15 protein-coding genes and 1 pseudogene are annotated in these 18500 nt (G+C 55.6%); 12 read left to right on the top strand and 4 right to left on the bottom strand.

The annotated features are described in order from the left end of the window. Positions 1-251: 251 nt before the first annotated feature. The 6 genes and pseudogenes from KP014_RS01270 to KP014_RS01240 all read left to right on the top strand — a co-directional run bounded on the left by KP014_RS01270 (position 252) and on the right by KP014_RS01240 (position 7512). Positions 252-1616: an FAD-dependent oxidoreductase gene (locus KP014_RS01270; protein WP_036595045.1), complete on the top strand. Its 1365-nt coding sequence runs from the start codon at positions 252-254 to the stop codon at positions 1614-1616. Positions 1617-1897: 281 nt separating this feature from the next. Further along, the gene (locus tag KP014_RS01265; RefSeq protein ID WP_036595043.1) at positions 1898-2725 is read left to right on the top strand and encodes a formate/nitrite transporter family protein; all 828 of its coding nucleotides are present in this window, start codon (positions 1898-1900) and stop codon (positions 2723-2725) included. A gap of 317 nt (positions 2726-3042) precedes the next feature. Next, the gene (locus KP014_RS01260; RefSeq protein ID WP_090833823.1) at positions 3043-5109 is read left to right on the top strand and encodes a molybdopterin-containing oxidoreductase family protein; all 2067 of its coding nucleotides are present in this window, start codon (positions 3043-3045) and stop codon (positions 5107-5109) included. A gap of 93 nt (positions 5110-5202) precedes the next feature. Further along, positions 5203-6263, top strand: a pseudogene (locus KP014_RS28525) (MFS transporter). Positions 6264-6338: 75 nt separating this feature from the next. Continuing rightward, positions 6339-6839, top strand: a complete 501-nt coding sequence (locus KP014_RS01245; protein ID WP_036589904.1) for a GNAT family N-acetyltransferase — start codon at positions 6339-6341, stop codon at positions 6837-6839. Positions 6840-6870: 31 nt separating this feature from the next. Continuing rightward, positions 6871-7512: an MOSC domain-containing protein gene (locus tag KP014_RS01240; protein WP_090833822.1), complete on the top strand. Its 642-nt coding sequence runs from the start codon at positions 6871-6873 to the stop codon at positions 7510-7512. A gap of 96 nt (positions 7513-7608) precedes the next feature. Here the strand turns inward: KP014_RS01240 and KP014_RS01235 are convergent, their stop codons facing one another. Further along, complete coding sequence (locus KP014_RS01235; RefSeq protein ID WP_090833821.1) at positions 7609-8157, bottom strand: GNAT family N-acetyltransferase; 549 nt, start codon at positions 8155-8157, stop codon at positions 7609-7611. A gap of 53 nt (positions 8158-8210) precedes the next feature. Continuing rightward, positions 8211-8462 (bottom strand): DUF2164 domain-containing protein, encoded by a 252-nt coding sequence (locus tag KP014_RS01230; protein WP_036596979.1) that lies wholly within the window; start codon positions 8460-8462, stop codon positions 8211-8213. A gap of 178 nt (positions 8463-8640) precedes the next feature. Between KP014_RS01230 and KP014_RS01225 the strand changes: the two genes are divergently transcribed. Next, on the top strand, positions 8641-10344 hold the full coding sequence (locus KP014_RS01225) for a glutamine--tRNA ligase/YqeY domain fusion protein (protein WP_036596981.1): 1704 nt from the start codon (positions 8641-8643) through the stop codon (positions 10342-10344). Positions 10345-10450: 106 nt separating this feature from the next. After that, positions 10451-10888: an SRPBCC family protein gene (locus tag KP014_RS01220; protein WP_051499249.1), complete on the top strand. Its 438-nt coding sequence runs from the start codon at positions 10451-10453 to the stop codon at positions 10886-10888. A gap of 6 nt (positions 10889-10894) precedes the next feature. Here the strand turns inward: KP014_RS01220 and KP014_RS01215 are convergent, their stop codons facing one another. Beyond that, the gene (locus tag KP014_RS01215) at positions 10895-12118 is read right to left on the bottom strand and encodes an MFS transporter (protein WP_036587649.1); all 1224 of its coding nucleotides are present in this window, start codon (positions 12116-12118) and stop codon (positions 10895-10897) included. A 187-nt stretch (positions 12119-12305) separates the two neighbouring features. Between KP014_RS01215 and mobA the strand changes: the two genes are divergently transcribed. From mobA to KP014_RS01195, 4 genes are read left to right on the top strand one after another with little or no spacing between them, the layout of a single operon-like run. Continuing rightward, on the top strand, positions 12306-13055 hold the full coding sequence (gene mobA / locus KP014_RS01210; RefSeq protein WP_090833820.1) for a molybdenum cofactor guanylyltransferase: 750 nt from the start codon (positions 12306-12308) through the stop codon (positions 13053-13055). 59 nt (positions 13056-13114) lie between these two features. Beyond that, positions 13115-14977, top strand: a complete 1863-nt coding sequence (locus KP014_RS01205) for an ABC transporter ATP-binding protein (protein ID WP_051500564.1) — start codon at positions 13115-13117, stop codon at positions 14975-14977. Next, complete coding sequence (locus KP014_RS01200) at positions 14907-15581, top strand: response regulator transcription factor (RefSeq protein WP_090833819.1); 675 nt, start codon at positions 14907-14909, stop codon at positions 15579-15581. Before KP014_RS01205 ends, KP014_RS01200 begins: the two co-directional genes overlap by 71 nt. After that, the gene (locus KP014_RS01195) at positions 15578-16747 is read left to right on the top strand and encodes a sensor histidine kinase (RefSeq protein ID WP_343223041.1); all 1170 of its coding nucleotides are present in this window, start codon (positions 15578-15580) and stop codon (positions 16745-16747) included. Before KP014_RS01200 ends, KP014_RS01195 begins: the two co-directional genes overlap by 4 nt. Positions 16748-16827: 80 nt before the next feature. Here KP014_RS01195 and KP014_RS01190 read toward each other — a convergent pair whose 3' ends face one another. Continuing rightward, positions 16828-18333: an aminotransferase-like domain-containing protein gene (locus KP014_RS01190; RefSeq protein ID WP_090833818.1), complete on the bottom strand. Its 1506-nt coding sequence runs from the start codon at positions 18331-18333 to the stop codon at positions 16828-16830. Between the last annotated feature and the right edge of the window lie 167 nt (positions 18334-18500).

The following is an 18500-nucleotide window of genomic DNA, read 5'->3' as shown; positions in this document are numbered from 1 at the left end:
GAAGATACGGTGTACCGAAAGACCGGCTGCTTTAGCCTGTCACTGACATAATGTGCGGGCAAGCGGGCAAAACTAATACGGACTTTTTCCGAAATTGAATATTTTAAATTGTGAACACTTTGTTAAAAAACGGAAAAAAGATTGAAATGTGATTATTATCACAATATAATGATGGCATTAAGTGAAATAAGTCACACTCACTTAATATTCCATAAAAAAGAGAATTTTTCAAAATGGAGGAGGAAGAAATCATGAAAGTAGCTGTTATCGGGTGTACCCACGCAGGAACCGCCGCTATTGTCAATACCGCCCAGCTGTACCCGGAGGCCGAGGTTACCGTGTATGAGCGAAACGACAACATTTCGTTCCTGTCCTGCGGCATTGCGCTGTATGTCGGAGGCGTTGTGAAGGACCCGCAGGGGCTGTTCTATTCTTCCCCGGAGAAGCTGGCTGAGCTTGGAGTCAAGACCAATATGCGCCATGAGGTTGTCTCCGTTGATACGAAGAACAAAACGCTGCGCGCCCGCGACCTAAGCACAGGCAAGGAATTCGACGACACCTATGACAAGCTGATTGTAACGACAGGGTCTTGGCCGATTATGCCGAAGCTTGAGGGAATTGAGCTTGATAACATTGTGCTCTCAAAGAACTTCCAACATTCCAATACGATTATCGAAAAAGCTCAGCACGCCAAGCATATCGCAGTTGTTGGAGCCGGCTATATCGGCGTCGAACTGGTCGAGGCATTCCAGCTTAACGGTAAAGAGGTCACGCTGATCGACGCGGAGACGCGCATTCTAAGCAAATATCTCGACGCCGAATTTACAAATCCGATTGAACAGTCTCTAAAGGATCACGGCATCGAACTGGCGCTGGGCGAAAAGGTAAGCTCCTTCAAAGGCGAGAACGGCAAAGTCACGACAATTGTTACCGATAAAGGCGAATACAACGCCGATCTGGTCATCCTTTGCATCGGTTTCCGCCCGAACACGGAACTGCTGAAGGGGCAGGTCGATATGCTCGGCAACGGAGCGATTATCGTGAATGATTATATGCGCACCAGCGCTCCGGATGTCTTTGCTGCCGGGGATAGCTGCGCGATTCACTATAACCCGACCGGCAAACACGCCTATATCCCGCTGGCTACCAATGCTGTACGCATGGGCACACTAGTTGCCCGCAATCTGGTCAATAATACGATTCCTTATATGGGAACTCAGGGTACTTCGGGTATCAAAATTTACGAGGACAACATTGCGGCAACCGGCATGACCGAAGCAGCCGCGAAGCATGAAGGAATCGAAGCCGAAGCGGTGATGATTAAGGACAATTACCGTCCGGAATTCATGCCTTCCTTCGAAGAGGTTCAGCTCAAGGTAGTCTTTGAACGCTGCACGCGCCGTATTCTGGGAGCACAGATCATGTCGAAAATGGATTTGACCCAGTCGATCAATACGATTTCGGTCTGCATTCAGAACCGCATGACGGTCGACCAGCTTGCCTTCATCGATTTCTTCTTCCAGCCGCATTACAATAAGCCTTGGAATTTCCTCAACACCGTCGGCCTTCAGGCGCTGCCGAAGTCTGCGGACAGCAAACAGCCGGTCAGAGTTTAACGGGTAAATTCCCCGCATTTAAACTACATGTTATCGAAAATATCGCTTGAAAACCGGTGCCCAAGCGGCTCCGGTTTTTGTATTTTTCGCAGCAAATAAACGCGTATCCGTATACATAATTCTTCCAATTTACGGAAGCGGTTTAAATTTTGACACACCAGTGAAAATTTTCACTTGTTGTTTTCTTCAAGTGATAATTATCACGTAAATGTGAGGGGCGAAGCGCTACAATGAGACCTAAAGGAAAAATTTAAAGTAAATATTAGAAGGAGACAGGTAACATGGCTTATAACAAACCGCAGCAAATAGCCGAAGTGACGGTGGAGAACGGCATAAAGAAGGCTCATAACCCTCTGGCCACCGTGCTTATCCTCGGATTTCTGGGAGGAGCGTTCATCGCTCTAGGGTATTTGCTTGATATTCGCGTCATTGCCAGCGCGCCGAAGGAATGGGGGTCCATCGCCAGCTTTATCGGGGCCGCGGTGTTCCCGGTCGGGCTGATTCTCGTGCTTCTGGCAGGGGGCGAACTGCTGACCGGTAATATGATGGCTGTACCGCTCGCAATGTTTTCCAAGAAGATTTCGTTTGGAGAGACGATTAAGAATCTGATTCTGATTACGCTGAGCAATTTGGCGGGAGCACTGTTTGTGGCATATTTCTTCGGCCATGTCGTCGGTCTGACCGCCGACGGCGTTTACCTCGATAAACTGGTCGATCTGGCGGAGCATAAACTAGACGTCACTTTCCTGCAAGCTTTCATCTCGGGTATCGGTTGTAACTGGCTTGTCGCGCTGGCTGTCTGGCTGTCCTACGGCGCAGACAATTTCAGCGGCAAAATTATCGGCATCTGGTTCCCGACCATGGCTTTCGTCGCCATCGGATTCCAGCACGTTGTCGCTAATATGTTCCTTATTCCGGCGGCCATTTTCGAAGGCCATTTCTCTTGGGGACAGTACATTGGCAATTTCGTGCCGGTCTGGCTCGGCAACCTGACAGGCGGAGCCCTCTTTGTAGCGGGCGCCTACTGGAACGCCTACCTGCGCAAATCCCCTGCGGCGGTTCAATCGCTTGACAGTGTAGCGTCCGCAGGTGTGAAGAAACACGCATAATTCCCGCAGTTAACGGGAATAATCTTCTTTAAATAATAAGAATGTCCAACCAAACAAAGGTACCGTCTTCCAGTGGAGCGGTGCCTTTTTATTTCCGTATTCGACAGACAATTACGACAAAACAAAGTTCGCCGTAACAGCTATCGGTCCGGGGGAACGAAACCGAAGCTTACGGCGAAATCAATAGGGAGTATTTCATGTTTTCTATTACCCGGCAATTGCCGGAACGAATCAGCTATTCCGGGCACGATTCACCTTTACGCAAGGGGACGTTCGATTATACAATAACAGCAGTGAAAATAAGGAGGGCTGCGGGTATGGAAAAATTAGAGAACGGCGTATTTCCGGCGGTATGCCCGCTGGATTGTCCCGACACTTGCGGGCTTCTTGTGCATAAGAAAGACGGCAAAATTGTAAAAGTCGAGGGAAATCCCGAGCATCCGGTTACGAGGGGAGCCATCTGCAACAAGGTCAGGCATATAGCAGAGAGTATCCATCATCCGAAAAGGCTGACGACTCCGCTTCGCCGGGTAGGACGCAAGGGAGAGGCCGTATTCGAACCGATCGGCTGGGATGAGGCGATTGCTGAAATAACTGGAAAATTCCGCCAGTTATCGGAGGAATACGGCCCGGAGAGCATATTGCCGTACAGCTTCTACGGCAATATGGGCGTGCTCAGTGTGGAGGGCATGGACCGCCGGTTCTTTAACGCGCTTGGAGCGAGCCGTCTGGAGCAGACAATCTGCAATGCCGCCGGAAACGCGGGCTGGAAATATACAATGGGCTTCAGCGGCGGGACAAGCCCTGAGGATATCGCGAACGCCGATCTGATCATCGTCTGGGGCGGAAATATCGTCAGCACGAACATGCATCAGGTCGTCCTGGCGGAGCAGGCCCGGAAGAAGGGCGCCAAGATCGTTGTCATCGACGTGCACTGCAACCGCACGGCGCAGTGGGCCGACTGGTTCCTGCCGCTCTATCCGGGGACGGATGCGGCGTTGGCGCTCGGCATCATGCATATATTATTCCGCGACGAGATGACGGACGCGAGTTTCCTCAAGACTTACACGGTGGGGCATGAAGAACTGCGGAAGCAGGCGGAAGAGTATACGCCGGAGGCCGTAGCGGCCATTACGGGCATCCCAGCCGAAGACATTGAACAGTTGGGTAAACTGTACGGAGAGGCGACGGTGTCTTTTATCCGCATCGGCAACGGGCTTCAGCATCACGACAACGGAGGCATGGCGGTGCGCAGCATCGCCTGTCTGCCTGCACTGACCGGACAGTGGTTGAAGACGGGGGGAGGCGCGACCAAGGGCAACAGCGGATATGCCGCGATGAATTCCCGGGCGCTGGAGCGTCCTGATCTTCGCCCGAACCCGCGGGCGCGCAGCATAAATATGAACCGGATCGGCGAAGCGCTGGAAATGACGGAGCAGCCGATAAAGGCGCTGTTCGTCTATTGCAGCAATCCGCTCGTCGTCGCGCCGGACGCGGAGCGGGTGCGGCGCGGATTCGCGCGAGAGGACCTGTTCACGGTCGTGCATGATCTTTTTCTAACCGATACAGCCAGGTATGCCGATATTGTGCTGCCCTCGACGTCGGCTTTTGAGAATACCGATTTGTACAGTTCTTACTGGCATCATTATATCCAGCTTCAGGAGCCGGTGCTAGCAGCCCCGGGGGAATGTAAGAGCAACGTCGAGCTGTTCTCCCTGCTTGGAAAGGCCATGGGTTTTGACAAGGAGGCTTTTGGGCAAAGCGAGGAGGAAATGATCCGTGAGGCGCTGGACTACCCGCGCAATCCGTATCTGAACGGAGTGACGCTGGAGCGGCTGAAAGCCGAGCGCCATGTCAAACTGGATATGACGCCTAAAGAACGGTATCTGGATAACCTGCCCACGCCTTCCGGCAAAATTGAACTGTATTCACGGACGATGGAAAATGCGGGACTGCCGCCGCTGCCAACCTATACTCCGCTTGTCGAAGGCTTTGACGGCATCCGGCGTCCGGATGAAGGGGATAAATATCCGCTTATGTTCATATCGCCGCCGAACCATAATTTCCTCAACTCCACCTTTTCCAATGTCGGGAAGCATCAAACCTTAGAGAAAAGGCCGACTCTGCAAATTCATCCCGCGGATGCGGCGGAGCGGGGAATTGCCGACGGGGATGAGGTCAAAGTGTACAACGACCGCGGCATGATACAGATTTGGGCGGCGGTAACCGACCGGATGCTGCCCGGTACCGTCATCAGCCAGGGGCTGTGGTGGGAAGGAAAAGACCGCCCGCAGCGGAGCAATGTGCTTACCCCGGACCGGCTGAGCGATATGGGGAAGGGAGCGACCTTTTTCTCCGCAACAGTTGAGGTTGAACTGCGTTAAAGCGTCAATGCATAAGCTTGCCCCAAACGTCAGTTAGGCGTAATACTAGGGTGGTAATAACTGACACATAGATTACAGGGGATGTATAGGCAGATGAGGTTTTTGGACAACTATCCTAGAGAAGTCAAAGTATTTTTGATTGCAAGCTTGATTAACGCGACCGGCAGCGCGCTGATGTGGCCGCTCGTTACGATGTATGTGTTTGACGAACTCGGACGGAGCATGACGGACGCCGGACTCGTCATTCTGGTTCAATCGCTTGGCGGCATTGCCGGGCAGCTGCTCGGAGGCTCCCTGTATCATAAGGTCGGGGTGAACAAGCTGATTGTCGGCGCGCTGGCCTTAAATGCGCTGGCTCTGTTCGCTCTCCCTGCGGCAAGCGCCAATTGGACGGCGTTCATGATTGCAATGGGCCTCGTTGGTCTGTTCAATTCGCTGTCCATGCCTGCCATTCAGGCGTTTATCGGCTTCCGGTTCGCCGGGCGGCGCGCAAGGAACCGTTCCGCCTGAGTCCAAGAAAGGGCAGTCCCGGCCTGTATCCAATTGGCAGCTGCTGGGCAACACCAGGATTTATCTGTTCATGGCTCTCGGGTCGCTATTTCCTGCTGATCGGCAACTCCATCTGGAATACGGGAGTGTCGCCGTTCATTATTTCGGAAGATTTGCCGAAGAAATATTACGGCTTCCTGTGGACGCTTAACGGCATTCTGATCTTCGCGGCGCAGCCGCTGGTGAGCCTGATCAGGCGCTGGTTCGCGGCCGAAGCGGCGGCCCAAATGACAGCGAGCGCTTTTTTCTATCTGAGCGGCTATGCTGTGATTCTGGCACTGCCGAGCTATAGCGGCATGCTGCTGGCGATGCTGCTGACGACGCTTGGGGAAATGCTGATTTCTCCGGCCATGCCGGCGTATATCTCGGAGCACGCCGACCGGGGAGCTCCGTTCTATCTTGGGCTGACCGGCGGAATCGGCTCGGTTGGCAGAGTGCTGGGACCTTACTTCATGGGAAGCCTGTACGATGAAGGGGGATTGGCCAAGGCCGCCTGGCTGGCCTGCGGAGTGGCGGCGCTGTCGGTGGGATTCTTCCTGATTCATGCGTATGGCAGCCGCCGCGCGCCGCTTGCGGAATCGGCGGGATCGGCGAAGTCGGCCTAACCGGGGCGCGAGAAGGCAGCTTCAATAAATCGGCGCTTATTCTGTGCGCCGTTTATATGCAAGGGGGATACGAAAATGCTTCACATAGACAGAGAGACGATGTCGATCCGCTTCTCGGAATTTCGCGACGTTCGTGAGCTGATTATGCTGGATCATCTGATATGGACCGAGGATACGGCTCCCGCGGCCTTGTCGTGGCGGTCGAGCGAGGACTATTTGCTGCATGCGCCTCCCGGCTCCCAGCTAGTGGCGGTGAAAGGGGACACGCTGTGCGGTTATGTCGGCTTCGGCTGTCCTACCGGAATGAAGAGCAACCGGCATGTCTATGAGATTCATATAGCCGTCCATCCGGATTGGCAGCGTTTGGGAATCGGTCGAAGCCTGATCGAAGCGGTTAAGGAGCTGGCCTCGGAACGCGGCATCCGCAAGCTTCGGCTGCGCGCGCTGTCCTGCAACGCAACGGCCCTGGCATTTTATGGGCAATGCGGGTTCGATGAAGAAGGGCGATTGCGGGAGGAATTTTACCTTGCAGGCCGCTATGTGGACGAGGTATTTATGAGCTGCCGTCTCGTGTAATCACTTAAACGAAATGAAAGCGGGGATCGTCATGAAGATCATATCATTGAATGTGGGGATGCCGATTTCGACCCTTTATCGCGGAAAATCGCTGGAGACAGGCATCTACAAATCTCCTGTAGAGGGGCCTGTGCATGTGTCTGCAGGCGGGCTGACCGGGGATGGACAAGCCGATCTAGTCAATCACGGAGGACCCGATAAAGCCGTCTGCGTGTATCCGTCAGAGCATTACCCTTATTGGGAAGAGTGGCTGGGCAAGAAGCTGGGCTACGCCGCCTTTGGGGAAAATGCGACCACCGCCGGGCTGCTCGAAACGGAAGTGTGCATCGGGGACATCTACGAGGTCGGCAGCGCGCTTCTTCAGGTGAGTCAGCCCCGGTATCCCTGCTTCAAGCTCTCGCAAAAGCACGGTCCCGCGGATATGCCCGCGCAGGTGCTGAAGACAGGCTTCAGCGGCTTCTATTTCCGTGTGCTGCGCGAAGGGGAACTGGCCTCCGGCTCGGCGGTAGTGAAGATCTCCACCGGTGACGGCGGAGTGCCGGTATCGCGCGTGCTGCATATGATGGAAGCCGGGCGCGGGGACAAGCGCGGCCTTGAAGAACTGGTCCGGCTAAGCAGCCTTGCGTCCGGCATCCGGGCGAAATTCCAGGCGTGGCTGGACGCAGGAGAATAAGTGGCGGGACCCTTTTCGGACCGCCGTTCATCTTTTCGCAGCCAGGAAAAGTACGCAAAGATACTGCATAGTGACGCTGCATTCACCTCAGATCATTTACCTCAGCATCTTCCACTCGCTGCGCAGCATACCGTATACGGCATGATTGACATAGCCTGACGGCAGCAGCTCGGCTTCCCGGATTACTCCTTCCAGCACGAAGCCAAGGCGCTGGGGAATAGCGCGGCTTGGGGTATTGCCCGTTGCGCAGCGGATTTCTACCCGGTTCAGCTCCATCTCCATCAGGGCATGGTCGATAAACACCCGGCAGGCGCTCGTCATGTATCCCTTGCCGCAATAGCCCTGGCCGAGCCAATAGCCGATGCCGACAGACCGGTTATGCCAATCGATTTCATGAAATCCGATAACGCCGGCGAATTCGCCGTCCACCCACAGGCCTGCGGTGAAGCCGCCGTTCTCGCTTCCCTGCTTAACGGCGTTCTTAATGTAGCTTGTGATATGAGCGTGCTCCGTTACGCTGTCCACCCAAGGCAGCCACTGGCTCAGACGGGCCCTCGACAGGTCGACCAGCTCAAACATGGGCAGGGCATGCTCAGGCGCCAGCGGCTTAAGGACAAGCTCATCATCAATGACAAAATGGAACAAGCTGCCGCCTCCCTTTTTCTATCGTGCTCTTTGCAGGCTATGAATACCGGTTGTTAACGGCCTTCTTTTTTCCATTCCAGGGCGTAAATATCCTCTTCCAGCCCCTGCATCCGCTGCGCCGTCAGAATCCGGCAGTCGCTCAGCGCCTGGTTGTATACGGCAGGTCCAAGCTCCTTCAGGAAAAATTTCAGCAGGCTGTCCGCCGCGAGGCGTCCGATGCTTTCGCCGCGTTCAAGCTCGAAAAATTCCTGGATATGATCAAGCATCGCTTCCCGATGCTCTTTTGGCATTTTAATCGGTTTCATCCGCTCGCCTCCTCCTGAACCTCATGCTACTCCATGAACCGGCGGGAAGTCAAAGGGAACCGGAGTCCTGGGCGGATATGCCATTTTATTGAACAATCCTTGCGTAACGGGTATATTAAGAGGAAACATGTTTATACAAGAACAAGGACAAGAACTATAGAATGAAAGGTTGATTGCTGTGGAGAACCGAAGCACCCCCTCCAATTTCATTAAAAATGTCATTACCGAAGATCTCCGCTCCGGCAAAGTGAATGAAGTCGTCACCCGGTTCCCCCCGGAACCGAACGGCTATCTCCACATCGGACATGCCAAGGCGATTTGGATCAATTTCACGCTGGCCGACGAGTTCGGCGGCAAGACGAACCTGCGGTTTGACGACACGAATCCGCTGAAGGAAGATACGGAGTATGTCAAATCGATCGAGGAAGATGTGAAATGGCTCGGTTATGATTGGGAGAATCTGCGCTTCGCCTCCGACTATTTCGAAGAGATGTACGAGCGGGCGGAGCTATTAATTAACAAGGGCAAGGCTTACGTCGACGATCTCAGCGCGGACCAAATCCGCGAGCTTCGCGGCACGCTGACCGAACCGGGGAAGAACAGCCCGTATCGCGACCGCAGCGTGGAGGAGAGTCTGGATCTGTTCCGCCGCATGCGGGCGGGCGAATTCAAGGATGGAGAGAAGGTGCTGCGCGCCAAGATCGATATGGCTTCGCCCAACATCAATCTCCGAGACCCGGTCATTTACCGCATTTCCCATGCCCATCACCACAATACAGGCGACAAATGGTGCATTTACCCGATGTACGCGTACGCGCATCCGATTGAGGATGCCATTGAGAACGTGACGCATTCCCTCTGTTCCCTGGAGTTCGAGGATCAGCGCCCATTTTATGACTGGGTTATCGCTGAATGCGAAATGCCTGCCGCGCCGCATCAATATGAATTCGGCCGCCTGAATCTGGCGCAGACCGTAACGAGCAAGCGGAAGCTGAAGCTGCTGGTGGACGAAGGGCATGTCGACGGCTGGGACGACCCGCGGATGCCGACGATTTCCGGTCTCCGCCGCCGCGGGTACACGCCGGAAGCTATCCGCGCCTTTGTATACGAGACCGGCATCTCCAAAAGCCAAGGCCTGGTCGATCTGCAAATGCTGGAGCATTTTATCCGCGAGGATCTGAAGCTGAAGGCTCCACGCACGATGGCGGTGCTTCGTCCTCTTAAGGTCGTTATTACCAACTATCCCGAGGGTCAGGTCGAATGGCTGGAAGCGGAGAATAACAGTGAGAACGAGGAAATGGGCAGCCGGCAAATTCCGTTCTCCCGCGAGATTTACATTGAGCGTGATGATTTTATGGAAAATCCGCCGAATAAATATTTCCGGTTGTTCCCGGGCAATGAGGTGCGCCTGAAGCACGCCTATTTCATCAAGTGCAACGAAGTGATCAAGGATGAGAACGGCGAAGTGACCGAGCTGCGCTGCACCTACGATCCGGAAACGAAGAGCGGCAGCGGCTTTACCGGCCGCAAAGTGAAAGGAACGCTGCACTGGGTGGAGGCGGGCCACGCCGCTGCGGCGGAATTCCGCCTGTATGAACCGCTGATTTTGGCGGAGGAAACCGAAAATAAAGGGGAAGCCGAAGAACAGGAAGCCGCAGATAAGGGGACGGGGTCCTTCCTCGACCAATTGAACCCGAAATCGCTTGAAATCCTGCACGGCTTCGTAGAGCACGAACTGAAGGACAGCAAGGCGCAGGACAAGTACCAATTTTTCCGGCATGGTTACTTTAATGTGGACAGCCGGTACTCCGAGCCTGGCAAGCCTGTCTTCAACCTGATCGTTTCGCTCAAGAGCTCGTTTCAGCCACCGAAGCAGGGTTAATCTGAGAACATATGAAGAAACGGCTGCCGCCCGAAAGCGTGTCAGCCGTTTTTTTTGCAATCCAAGGAGTTAAACCGTTTTATAACTAGAAAGGAATGAGGATTCGATGGCTTTTTCTTTGAAAGTGGAGCGGCAGATGGATGCATTGCCTGAAGTTATTTATCAAGCGTGGACCAGGCGGTTTGACCGTTGGTTTGCGGCGCCTGGTTCCGTGATCATGCAGGGCCAAGTCAACACCGTCTTCTTTTTTGAGACCATTTCCCCCAGCGGTACGGACGGCGCGGTTCGGCGGCATCCTCATTACGGCCGGTTTATTAGGCTCGAACAAGACCGTCTTGTTGAAATGACATGGGTTACGGGAGAGGGGGGAACCCAAGGAGCCGAGACTGTTGTCACGGTCGAGCTGGTTCCCCGGCACAGCGGTACGCTGCTAAGTCTCACACATACGGGATTTTATAATGAGGATTCCAGGAACGCGCATGAGCAGGCATGGCATTTCGTATTGGAGCAGCTCGATAAACAAATGGCCGGAGAGACTTCATAAAGCGAGCTAAATCCCGTCTTCTTCAAGTTCATCATGGGTCGCCGCAGTGGGGCGGTAATCGTCCCTTTTGATAATAAACCACATTCCTCCGTATCCCAGCGCGCCGATGAGCGAAAGGAAGACACAGAATTCGTACATGCTCTGGGCTCCGAGATACTGAAACAGCCATCCGCCAAGAATACCGCCGATCATGCCCGAAATTCCGCCCCAGGACAGGGTGTAGAGAGCCTGTCCGCAGGAGCGGTACGGTCCAGGGATCAGCAGCATCGTCAACTCCGTCCCAACGTAGAAGAAGCCGCCGAACGTTACGGAATGTAAAATTTGAATCAAGGCCACCTCAAGCGGCAGCGTCGCCTGGGACATCAGCCACCACCGCAGCACGAACAGAACGCTGACCAGCGCCAGCCAGCCGACGAGAACGGATATTTTGCGGCGCAAATAGCGTTTGCACAGCATGAACACACCCGCTTCCAGGATGGAGGAGAGGAATACGGCGAGACCGATCATCGTTTTGGAGCCGCCCATATCATTGATATACAGCGACATGAACGTATTATTTATTGTGTTAGGAATGGATACCAGCATGCCGAAAAAGATAAAGAACAGGAAATAAGGATTCCTGAACAGCAGGCGAAACCCTCTAAGCGGCAAAGGCGCTGTTCCGATAGAGCTACGCAGCTTAGGCATGGCGGCGAGCGATACGATAGACAAACCAAGAAGGACCGCAAACAGGTAGGGCAGCACCGAGACGCCGCCGAACTGAATAACCGGGCCTGCAGCAATAGCCGTCAGCGCCCAGCCTAGCGATCCGAAGAGACGGAAGGAGCCGAAGCGGAGAGGCGTTCCGTCGATATAGCTTAAGACGAGCGTATTGCTCTGCGCGAACAGCGGGGTTTGGCAGAAATAGAACAGAATCATCGCAGTATAGATCGTTTCATATGTACTTGCCTGAAAAATAATCTGGGAGAACAAAAGCGTGCCTGCCAGCATCAGCAGTACGACGACCCTGTTATTTTGATATCGGCCGGTCCATATTCCCCAGAACGGGTTGGCGAAGACCGACACGAGCGGTCCGATCGACATTAACACACCGATTTCCAGCTTGTTCATCCCGACGTCCTGCAGATAAAGCTGAAAGAAACTGGTGAACAGAACCATTGTTCCGTATACGAAAAAGTTGAACCATTTTAAGAATGTGAAGGTTGATGGATTTCCAGTATTCTCCCGCAACTTGGGTGCTCTCCTCCCGCAAATGCCGTGTATGATAAATAAGAGCCGGTCTTAGCCGCTAATATCATCGTATCATTTGTTGAAAGGGTGTACAAACCAGCATTTTCTCATTTTGCTAAATCTATAGGATTTTAAGGATTATGCTTCCATTTAATAAGATATTTTTGTCAAAAAAGGCGGTGACGTTATGCATATTGCCGGCATTCTGATCGCCGGAGGCCGCTCCAGACGGATGGGCGCCGATAAGTCTCTTCTGAAATTCGGAGGCATTCCCGCTATTGCCCGGGTTGCCGCCGCGCTCGGTGAAGTCGCGGAGCCGGTCACGATCGCCTGCGGGACGGAGGAGCGGGAGGATTACCGATTCCTGCGGCTCCCGCAGGCTGCCGACCGCTTCCCGGGCTGCGGTCCGTTGGCGGGGCTTCATGCGGGAATGACCGCTTCGGACGCGGAATGGCATTTTGCCGCAGCCTGCGATTTGCCGTTCGCTTCCGCAGCGTTTATGCGGTACATTGTGGACGCTTTGAAGCGGGATGGTAGGCATTTGGCCGCAGATTCAGCGGGGCAAGGCGCCGGGCGGCTTGCGGAAGATGGCGGAGCGAAGAAAGGCGCCCTGGCGGATAAGGTACGCTGCGGGCAATCTGCAGCCGGAGCAGCACCCGGCCCCACGGCAGCAAGCTGCCGCCCGCTTGCGGTCGTGCCGGTATCACTTTCAGGCAAAGTACAGCCGCTGCTGGGGCTGTACCATAAGGATACCCTTCCCGGATTGGAAAATGCTCTGCGGAACGGAAGGTTAAAAGTCATAGAGTGGCTGGAAAGCATGGAGGTGCTGTATGTTCCGGAAGCGGGCTTTGCGGGCGCCTTGGATGGAGGACCATCCCCGCTGCTCAATATCAATACTCCGGAGGATTACCGTGCCGCCGCAGAGTGGCGAGTTTAACTTCTGTTTACAATGAGGGAGTATTTTTTGATTATTCGCCAAGAAGGGAAGGATTATCAATGACAACCTCAACGAAGTCAACGGGCGGAAATAATCTCCGTCCATTTCTCAAATTGCTTAAGGAAACGAAACCGCCGTATGGGCTGCTTGCCCTGGCTGTTACGCTCAGCGTGATTTCCACGCTGGTATCGCTGGTCATCCCGATGTTTACCAAAGGGCTGGTCGACGGATTCTCGCTGGCTTCGGTGAGCCGGCTGCAGATCGCCGGAATCGCCGGCGCTTTCATCGCCCAGACCGCCGCCGCGGGCATTTCCGTCTACCTGCTGAACTATGCGGGTCAGAAAATGGTAGCCGGCCTGAGGGAGCGTCTGTGGCGCAAGCTCCTCCTGCTGCCCATCTCCTATTATAACGACATCCGGACAGGCGAAAGCGTCAGCCGCATGACAAGCGATACGGGCATTATCAAGACGCTGGTATCGGAACATGCCGCCAGCCTGTTCACCGGCATCATTTCCATTGTCGGTTCGATCTCGGTGCTCTTCTATCTGAATTGGAAAATGACGCTGGTTCTGTTCACCGTGCTGCCCCTTTCGGCGCTTGTCCTTGTTCCGCTTGGCCGGATGATGTACAAGATTTCCAAAGGCATGCAGGATGAGACGGCCTCCTTTACGGCGGTGCTCAGCGGCGTGCTGTCGGAAATCCGGCTGGTCAAGGCGTCCGGAGCGGAGCGACGGGAATACGAATCCGGCAAAAATGTCATTACGAACCTGCTCTCCTACGGCATACGCGAAGGCAAGGTCAGCGCATGGATTACCCCGCTTGTCTCGCTCGTATTTATGATGCTGCTGGTGGTCATTATCGGCTACGGCGGGGTGCAGGTGTCCAGCGGCGCGCTGACGGCGGGGGAACTGGTCGCTTTTATCCTGTATCTGATCCAGATCATTATGCCGCTGACCCAGCTGACTACCTTCTTCACCCAAATCCAGAAGTCCATGGGCGCTTCGGAGCGGATTATGGAGACACTGAAGCATGAAGAAGAAAAGTACGAGGGAGAAGAGATGGCGGATGGGGCGCGGCTGCCGATTACACTGGAAAATGTGTCCTTCGGGTACAAGACGGGCGCGTCCGTGCTGAACAAGGTAAGCTGCTCCATAACGCCCGGAGAGGTGACGGCGATTGTCGGCCCAAGCGGCGGCGGCAAGACGACGCTGTTCTCCCTGCTTGAGCGCTTCTATGAGCCGCAGGAAGGCGTGATCCGACTGGGCGGCAAGCTGATTTCCGATTTCTCGCTGCGCTCCTGGCGAGGAGGAATCGGCTATGTCTCCCAGGAAAGCCCGCTGCTGGCCGGAACCATTGCGGACAATCCCCGCTACGGTCTGGAACGGGAGGTTGATCTGGCGGAAATACGGCAGGCGGCTGCGATGGCGTATGCCGATACCTTCATCGACGAGCTGCCGGATGGATACGACACCGAAGTCGGCGAGCGCGGCGTGAAGCTGTCCGGCGGACAGCGGCAGCGGATCGCGATTGCCCGGGCGCTGCTGAGAGATCCGAAAATCCTGATGCTGGACGAAGCGACTTCAAGCCTTGATAGCAAATCCGAAGCGGTCGTGCAGAAGGCGCTGTCCAATCTGATGAAAGGCCGGACGACCATCGTCATTGCGCATCGGCTGTCCACGGTTGTGAATGCCGACCAGATTCTTTTTATGGAAAAGGGCGAGATTACCGGCAGGGGAAGACACGAAGAATTGCTGCGGGAGCATAGCCTCTACCGCGAATTTGCGCAGCAGCAGCTTCAAACGGCTGATACGGAATCACGGGAACACGTCGAAGGGGAGGAGATTACCGGACATGGCCAAAATACTGGTGGTGGACGACGACCCGCACATCCGCGAGTTGGTGGCCGTATTTTTGAAAGCTGAAGGCATAGAAGTGTCCGAGGCTTCCGATGGGAAAGAAGCGCTGGATTTTCTCGGGGATCATACCGTCGACATGGTGATACTTGATGTCATGATGCCGAACATTGACGGCTGGCAGCTTTGCCGCGAACTGCGGAAGGATTACGATATTCCACTGCTCATGCTTACGGCCAAAGGCGAAACGTCGCAGATTGTGAAGGGCTTCGAGCTTGGGACCGACGATTATCTCGTCAAACCGTTTGAGCCGCCCGTGTTGATGGCCCGCGTAAAGGCGCTGCTGAAACGGTATCAGATTTCCGCCGCCCAGAGCGTAACCGTCGGCAGGCTGAAGATGAACCGCAGAACCTACGAGATTCAATCCGATGACGGCGTTCTGACGCTGCCCCTGAAAGAGTACGAACTGCTGTTCAGACTGGCGAGCTACCCCGGACAGACGCTGCCGCGCGATCGGCTGATCGAGGAGATCTGGGGCTATGACTACGAAGGCAATGAACGCACGCTGGATGTGCACATCAACCGGCTGCGCGAACGCTTCCCGAGCGAGCGGTACGGATTCGCCATCCGCACCGTGCGCGGTCTCGGCTACCGGCTGGAGAGTGCGGAATGAAGCGGCGGCAGCGAGCGTCAGAGCGGACGGTTCGAGAACGGGCGGTACGTAATCGCCGTCCGCGCCGTTCGCGGTCCCGGCAGCCGGCCGGAGGGCGCGGGATGAAGCGGGCGCGGAAAACAGTGCAGGCGATATTGGGGCTGCTGGCCGCCTTTATCTTTCTGGTCGGCTCCTGGACGGCCTCCTACTTCATCCTGAAGGCGCTGTTCCGGAGGTTTGGCGCTCCCTCCTCCGACTTTGTATCGCAGTTGCTTGGCGTCCTGCTTGGATTCTTTATTCTGTTCTGCCTCGGTGGTCTGGTCTCTCTGTTCAGCCGCGGACGGCAGAGAGCTTTCTATATTCCGATTATGAATGCCATTCGGCGGATTGCCAAAGGCGATTTCACCGCCAAGGTGGAGGATGTCGAGCGCTACGGCCAGTTCGGTGAGCTCGTGGAAGGAATCAATGAAATGGCTAGCGAGCTGAGCCGGATGGAGACGATGCGGCAGGACTTCATCTCGAATGTATCGCATGAGATCCAGTCGCCGCTCACTTCCATCCGCGGCTTCGCCCGCGCGCTGCGCAGCGAAGATCTCAGCCGGGAGACCCGTGAGCACTATTTGGATATTATCGAGACCGAGAGCGCCCGGCTGTCAGGCTTAAGCGACAGCCTGCTCAAGCTGTCGGTGCTGGAGTCGGGCAGCTTTCCGTTTGAAGCGAAGCCTTACCGTCTCGACAAGCAGCTTCGGAACATCCTGCTGGCCTGCGAGCCGCAGTGGATGGGCAAAGAGATTGAAGTGGAGGCGGAGCTTGCTGAAATGACGGTGACGGCGGTCGAAGACCTGCTCAGCCAGGTCTGGAACAACCTACTGCATAACAGCATCAAGTTTACACCGCCGGGAGGCAAGATCACGATAACGGCGCGCCTGATTGCAACCGGAGCGGAGATTATTGTCTCCGATACCGGCGCGGGCATCTCCAAGGAGGACCTGCCCCGCATCTTCGAGCGGTTCTACAAGGCGGATAAAGCGAGAGGCGCGGGTGCCGGAGGCAGCGGACTGGGGCTGTCGCTAGTGAAGAAGATTGTCGACCTTCACCGGGGTGAGGTCCGCGCGGAGAGCCGCCCTGGCGAGGGGACAGAGATTATCGTTACGCTGCCGCCGTCTGTGAAGGAAGAACGGGAGTAGCACCGTACAAATTGCCGCTGCGATGAATGAAGAAGCTGCAAAAGTTCGGATCGTAGAGGTTCCGGCTGTCCTTCTGGTATTCAGGACAGCCGGCCCATCCGCCGGACAAGCTCTGCCAGCTTGGCAATCCCTTGTTCCAGCCCGGACGGGGAGGCATAGGCGTAAGAAAGGCGAAGATGCCTAGCGTCCGAACGGTCGTACAGATCGCCGGTGTTCAGCAGCAGCCCTTCCGCAAGCGCCGTGCGAAACAGCTTCGGCAGCGGGAGGGGCTTGCTCAGACGCAGCCATACATAGAAGCCGCCTGAAGGCTTGCTCCACTCCGCCAGTCCGGCAAAATGGCGCTCCAGCAGCTCCAGCATCAGATCACGGCGCTGGCGCAGCGTGAGACGGAGGGCGTCTGTATGCCGTTCATGGCAGCCGTCCTCCAGCCACTTGGCCGCTGCGAGCTGCGAAAGGGAGCTTGCGCCATAGTCGGTTTGCATTTTGATATCGGCCAGACGCCGGATCACCTGCTCGGGACCGGCAACCCAGCCGATACGCAGTCCGGGACTGGCGGATTTCGACAAAGTGCCCAGGTGCAGCACCTGTCCATTCCGGTCCAGCGCTTTGAGCGGCAGCGGCGGAGGCGTGTCCAGCCACAGGTCCTGATAGGCTCCATCCTCCAGCACGGGCAATCCCAGCGCCGCCGTCTTCTCCATCAGTTCCCGCCGCCGCTCCGCGTCCATAAGAATACCGGTCGGGTTATGAAAGGACGGAATCGTATACAGCAGCGCCGCCTTGGTCCGGGCTGCCCGGGCCTCAAGCCCTTCCGTTACTAGACCCCGCTCATCCATGGGCAGGCCGTGCAGCTTGACTCCCGCCGACTGGAAAGAATGAATAGAATACAAATAAGAGGGCTTCTCCAATAGAACGGCCGCCCCTTTCGGCAGCAGCCCAAGGGAAATAAGCTGAATGCCCTGAAGCGCCCCGGAGAGAATCAGAATCGAGGATGGTCCTGCCTGAATGCCGGTTCTCCCGAGCTCTTTGCTGACCGCGCGCCGGAGCCGCAGACTGCCGAGCGGCTCCTCATACGCTAGCGGCAGCACTTCCCGGGTCAGATCCGCAAGAATGGAGCGCATCTGCTCGCCCGGCAGCAGCTCGGGGGCGGGCTCTCCGGTTCCGAGCCGAAGCAGCTCCGGCCTAAACTCCAGGCGGTTGATCGCCTGAACGGTCGGCAAATTGGGATAATGGATGCCTTCCTCCACATAATCGTTCCAGCTTCCCGCTGGTTCCTGCGTTCTCTCTTTCCCCGCTACCCTTGTGCCCCCTCCTTGTCTTCCTTCAATGAGCCCGAGCGCGGCCAACTGGCCGAGTGCGGCAACAACCGTGCTGCGGTTGACGCCAAGCTGATGGGCCAACTCGCGCTGCGGAGGCAGCTTCATGCCTTCGGGCCAGTCGCCGCTGGCAATTTTGGCGCGGAAATATCCTGCAATTTGCACGTAAATCGGCAGCGGCGAGTCCCTCTCCGGACGCCAATCCGCCAAAGAAGCGACGACGCTTCTTAGCCTGTCTCGGCTGCTGCCGGAGAGTGGTGGCCGGTTCTGCATGAAAAAAACCTCCCTGATTAAATAAATTATTGCTTATTCCGGTATGTCGACCACAGTATAGCATGATGGACTGGAGATGTTTCACTTGGCTGGGCTGTCTGCCCTGTATTTGGATGGTCACGAAAGGCCGGAAAGGCTGTAATATTCGTTAAGGACCCGAAGCGGAC

It is taken from the genome of Paenibacillus sophorae (genome assembly GCF_018966525.1).
GTDB classification, from domain to species: domain Bacteria; phylum Bacillota; class Bacilli; order Paenibacillales; family Paenibacillaceae; genus Paenibacillus_AQ; species Paenibacillus_AQ sophorae.
The sequence above is the reverse complement of the archived record's forward strand: the minus strand, read 5'-3'. Positions and strand labels throughout refer to the sequence as shown.

Coding starts and splice junctions, on each gene's coding strand:
- mobA (WP_090833820.1), top strand. CDS start 12,306: ATGCATATTGCCGGCATTCTGATCGCCGGAGGCCGCTCCAGACGGATG.
- KP014_RS01200 (WP_090833819.1), top strand. CDS start 14,907: ATGGCCAAAATACTGGTGGTGGACGACGACCCGCACATCCGCGAGTTG.
- KP014_RS01195 (WP_343223041.1), top strand. CDS start 15,578: ATGAAGCGGCGGCAGCGAGCGTCAGAGCGGACGGTTCGAGAACGGGCG.
- KP014_RS01220 (WP_051499249.1), top strand. CDS start 10,451: ATGGCTTTTTCTTTGAAAGTGGAGCGGCAGATGGATGCATTGCCTGAA.
- KP014_RS01190 (WP_090833818.1), bottom strand. CDS start 18,333: ATGCAGAACCGGCCACCACTCTCCGGCAGCAGCCGAGACAGGCTAAGA.
- KP014_RS01245 (WP_036589904.1), top strand. CDS start 6,339: ATGCTTCACATAGACAGAGAGACGATGTCGATCCGCTTCTCGGAATTT.
- KP014_RS01230 (WP_036596979.1), bottom strand. CDS start 8,462: ATGAAACCGATTAAAATGCCAAAAGAGCATCGGGAAGCGATGCTTGAT.
- KP014_RS01270 (WP_036595045.1), top strand. CDS start 252: ATGAAAGTAGCTGTTATCGGGTGTACCCACGCAGGAACCGCCGCTATT.
- KP014_RS01260 (WP_090833823.1), top strand. CDS start 3,043: ATGGAAAAATTAGAGAACGGCGTATTTCCGGCGGTATGCCCGCTGGAT.
- KP014_RS01240 (WP_090833822.1), top strand. CDS start 6,871: ATGAAGATCATATCATTGAATGTGGGGATGCCGATTTCGACCCTTTAT.
- KP014_RS01265 (WP_036595043.1), top strand. CDS start 1,898: ATGGCTTATAACAAACCGCAGCAAATAGCCGAAGTGACGGTGGAGAAC.
- KP014_RS01205 (WP_051500564.1), top strand. CDS start 13,115: ATGACAACCTCAACGAAGTCAACGGGCGGAAATAATCTCCGTCCATTT.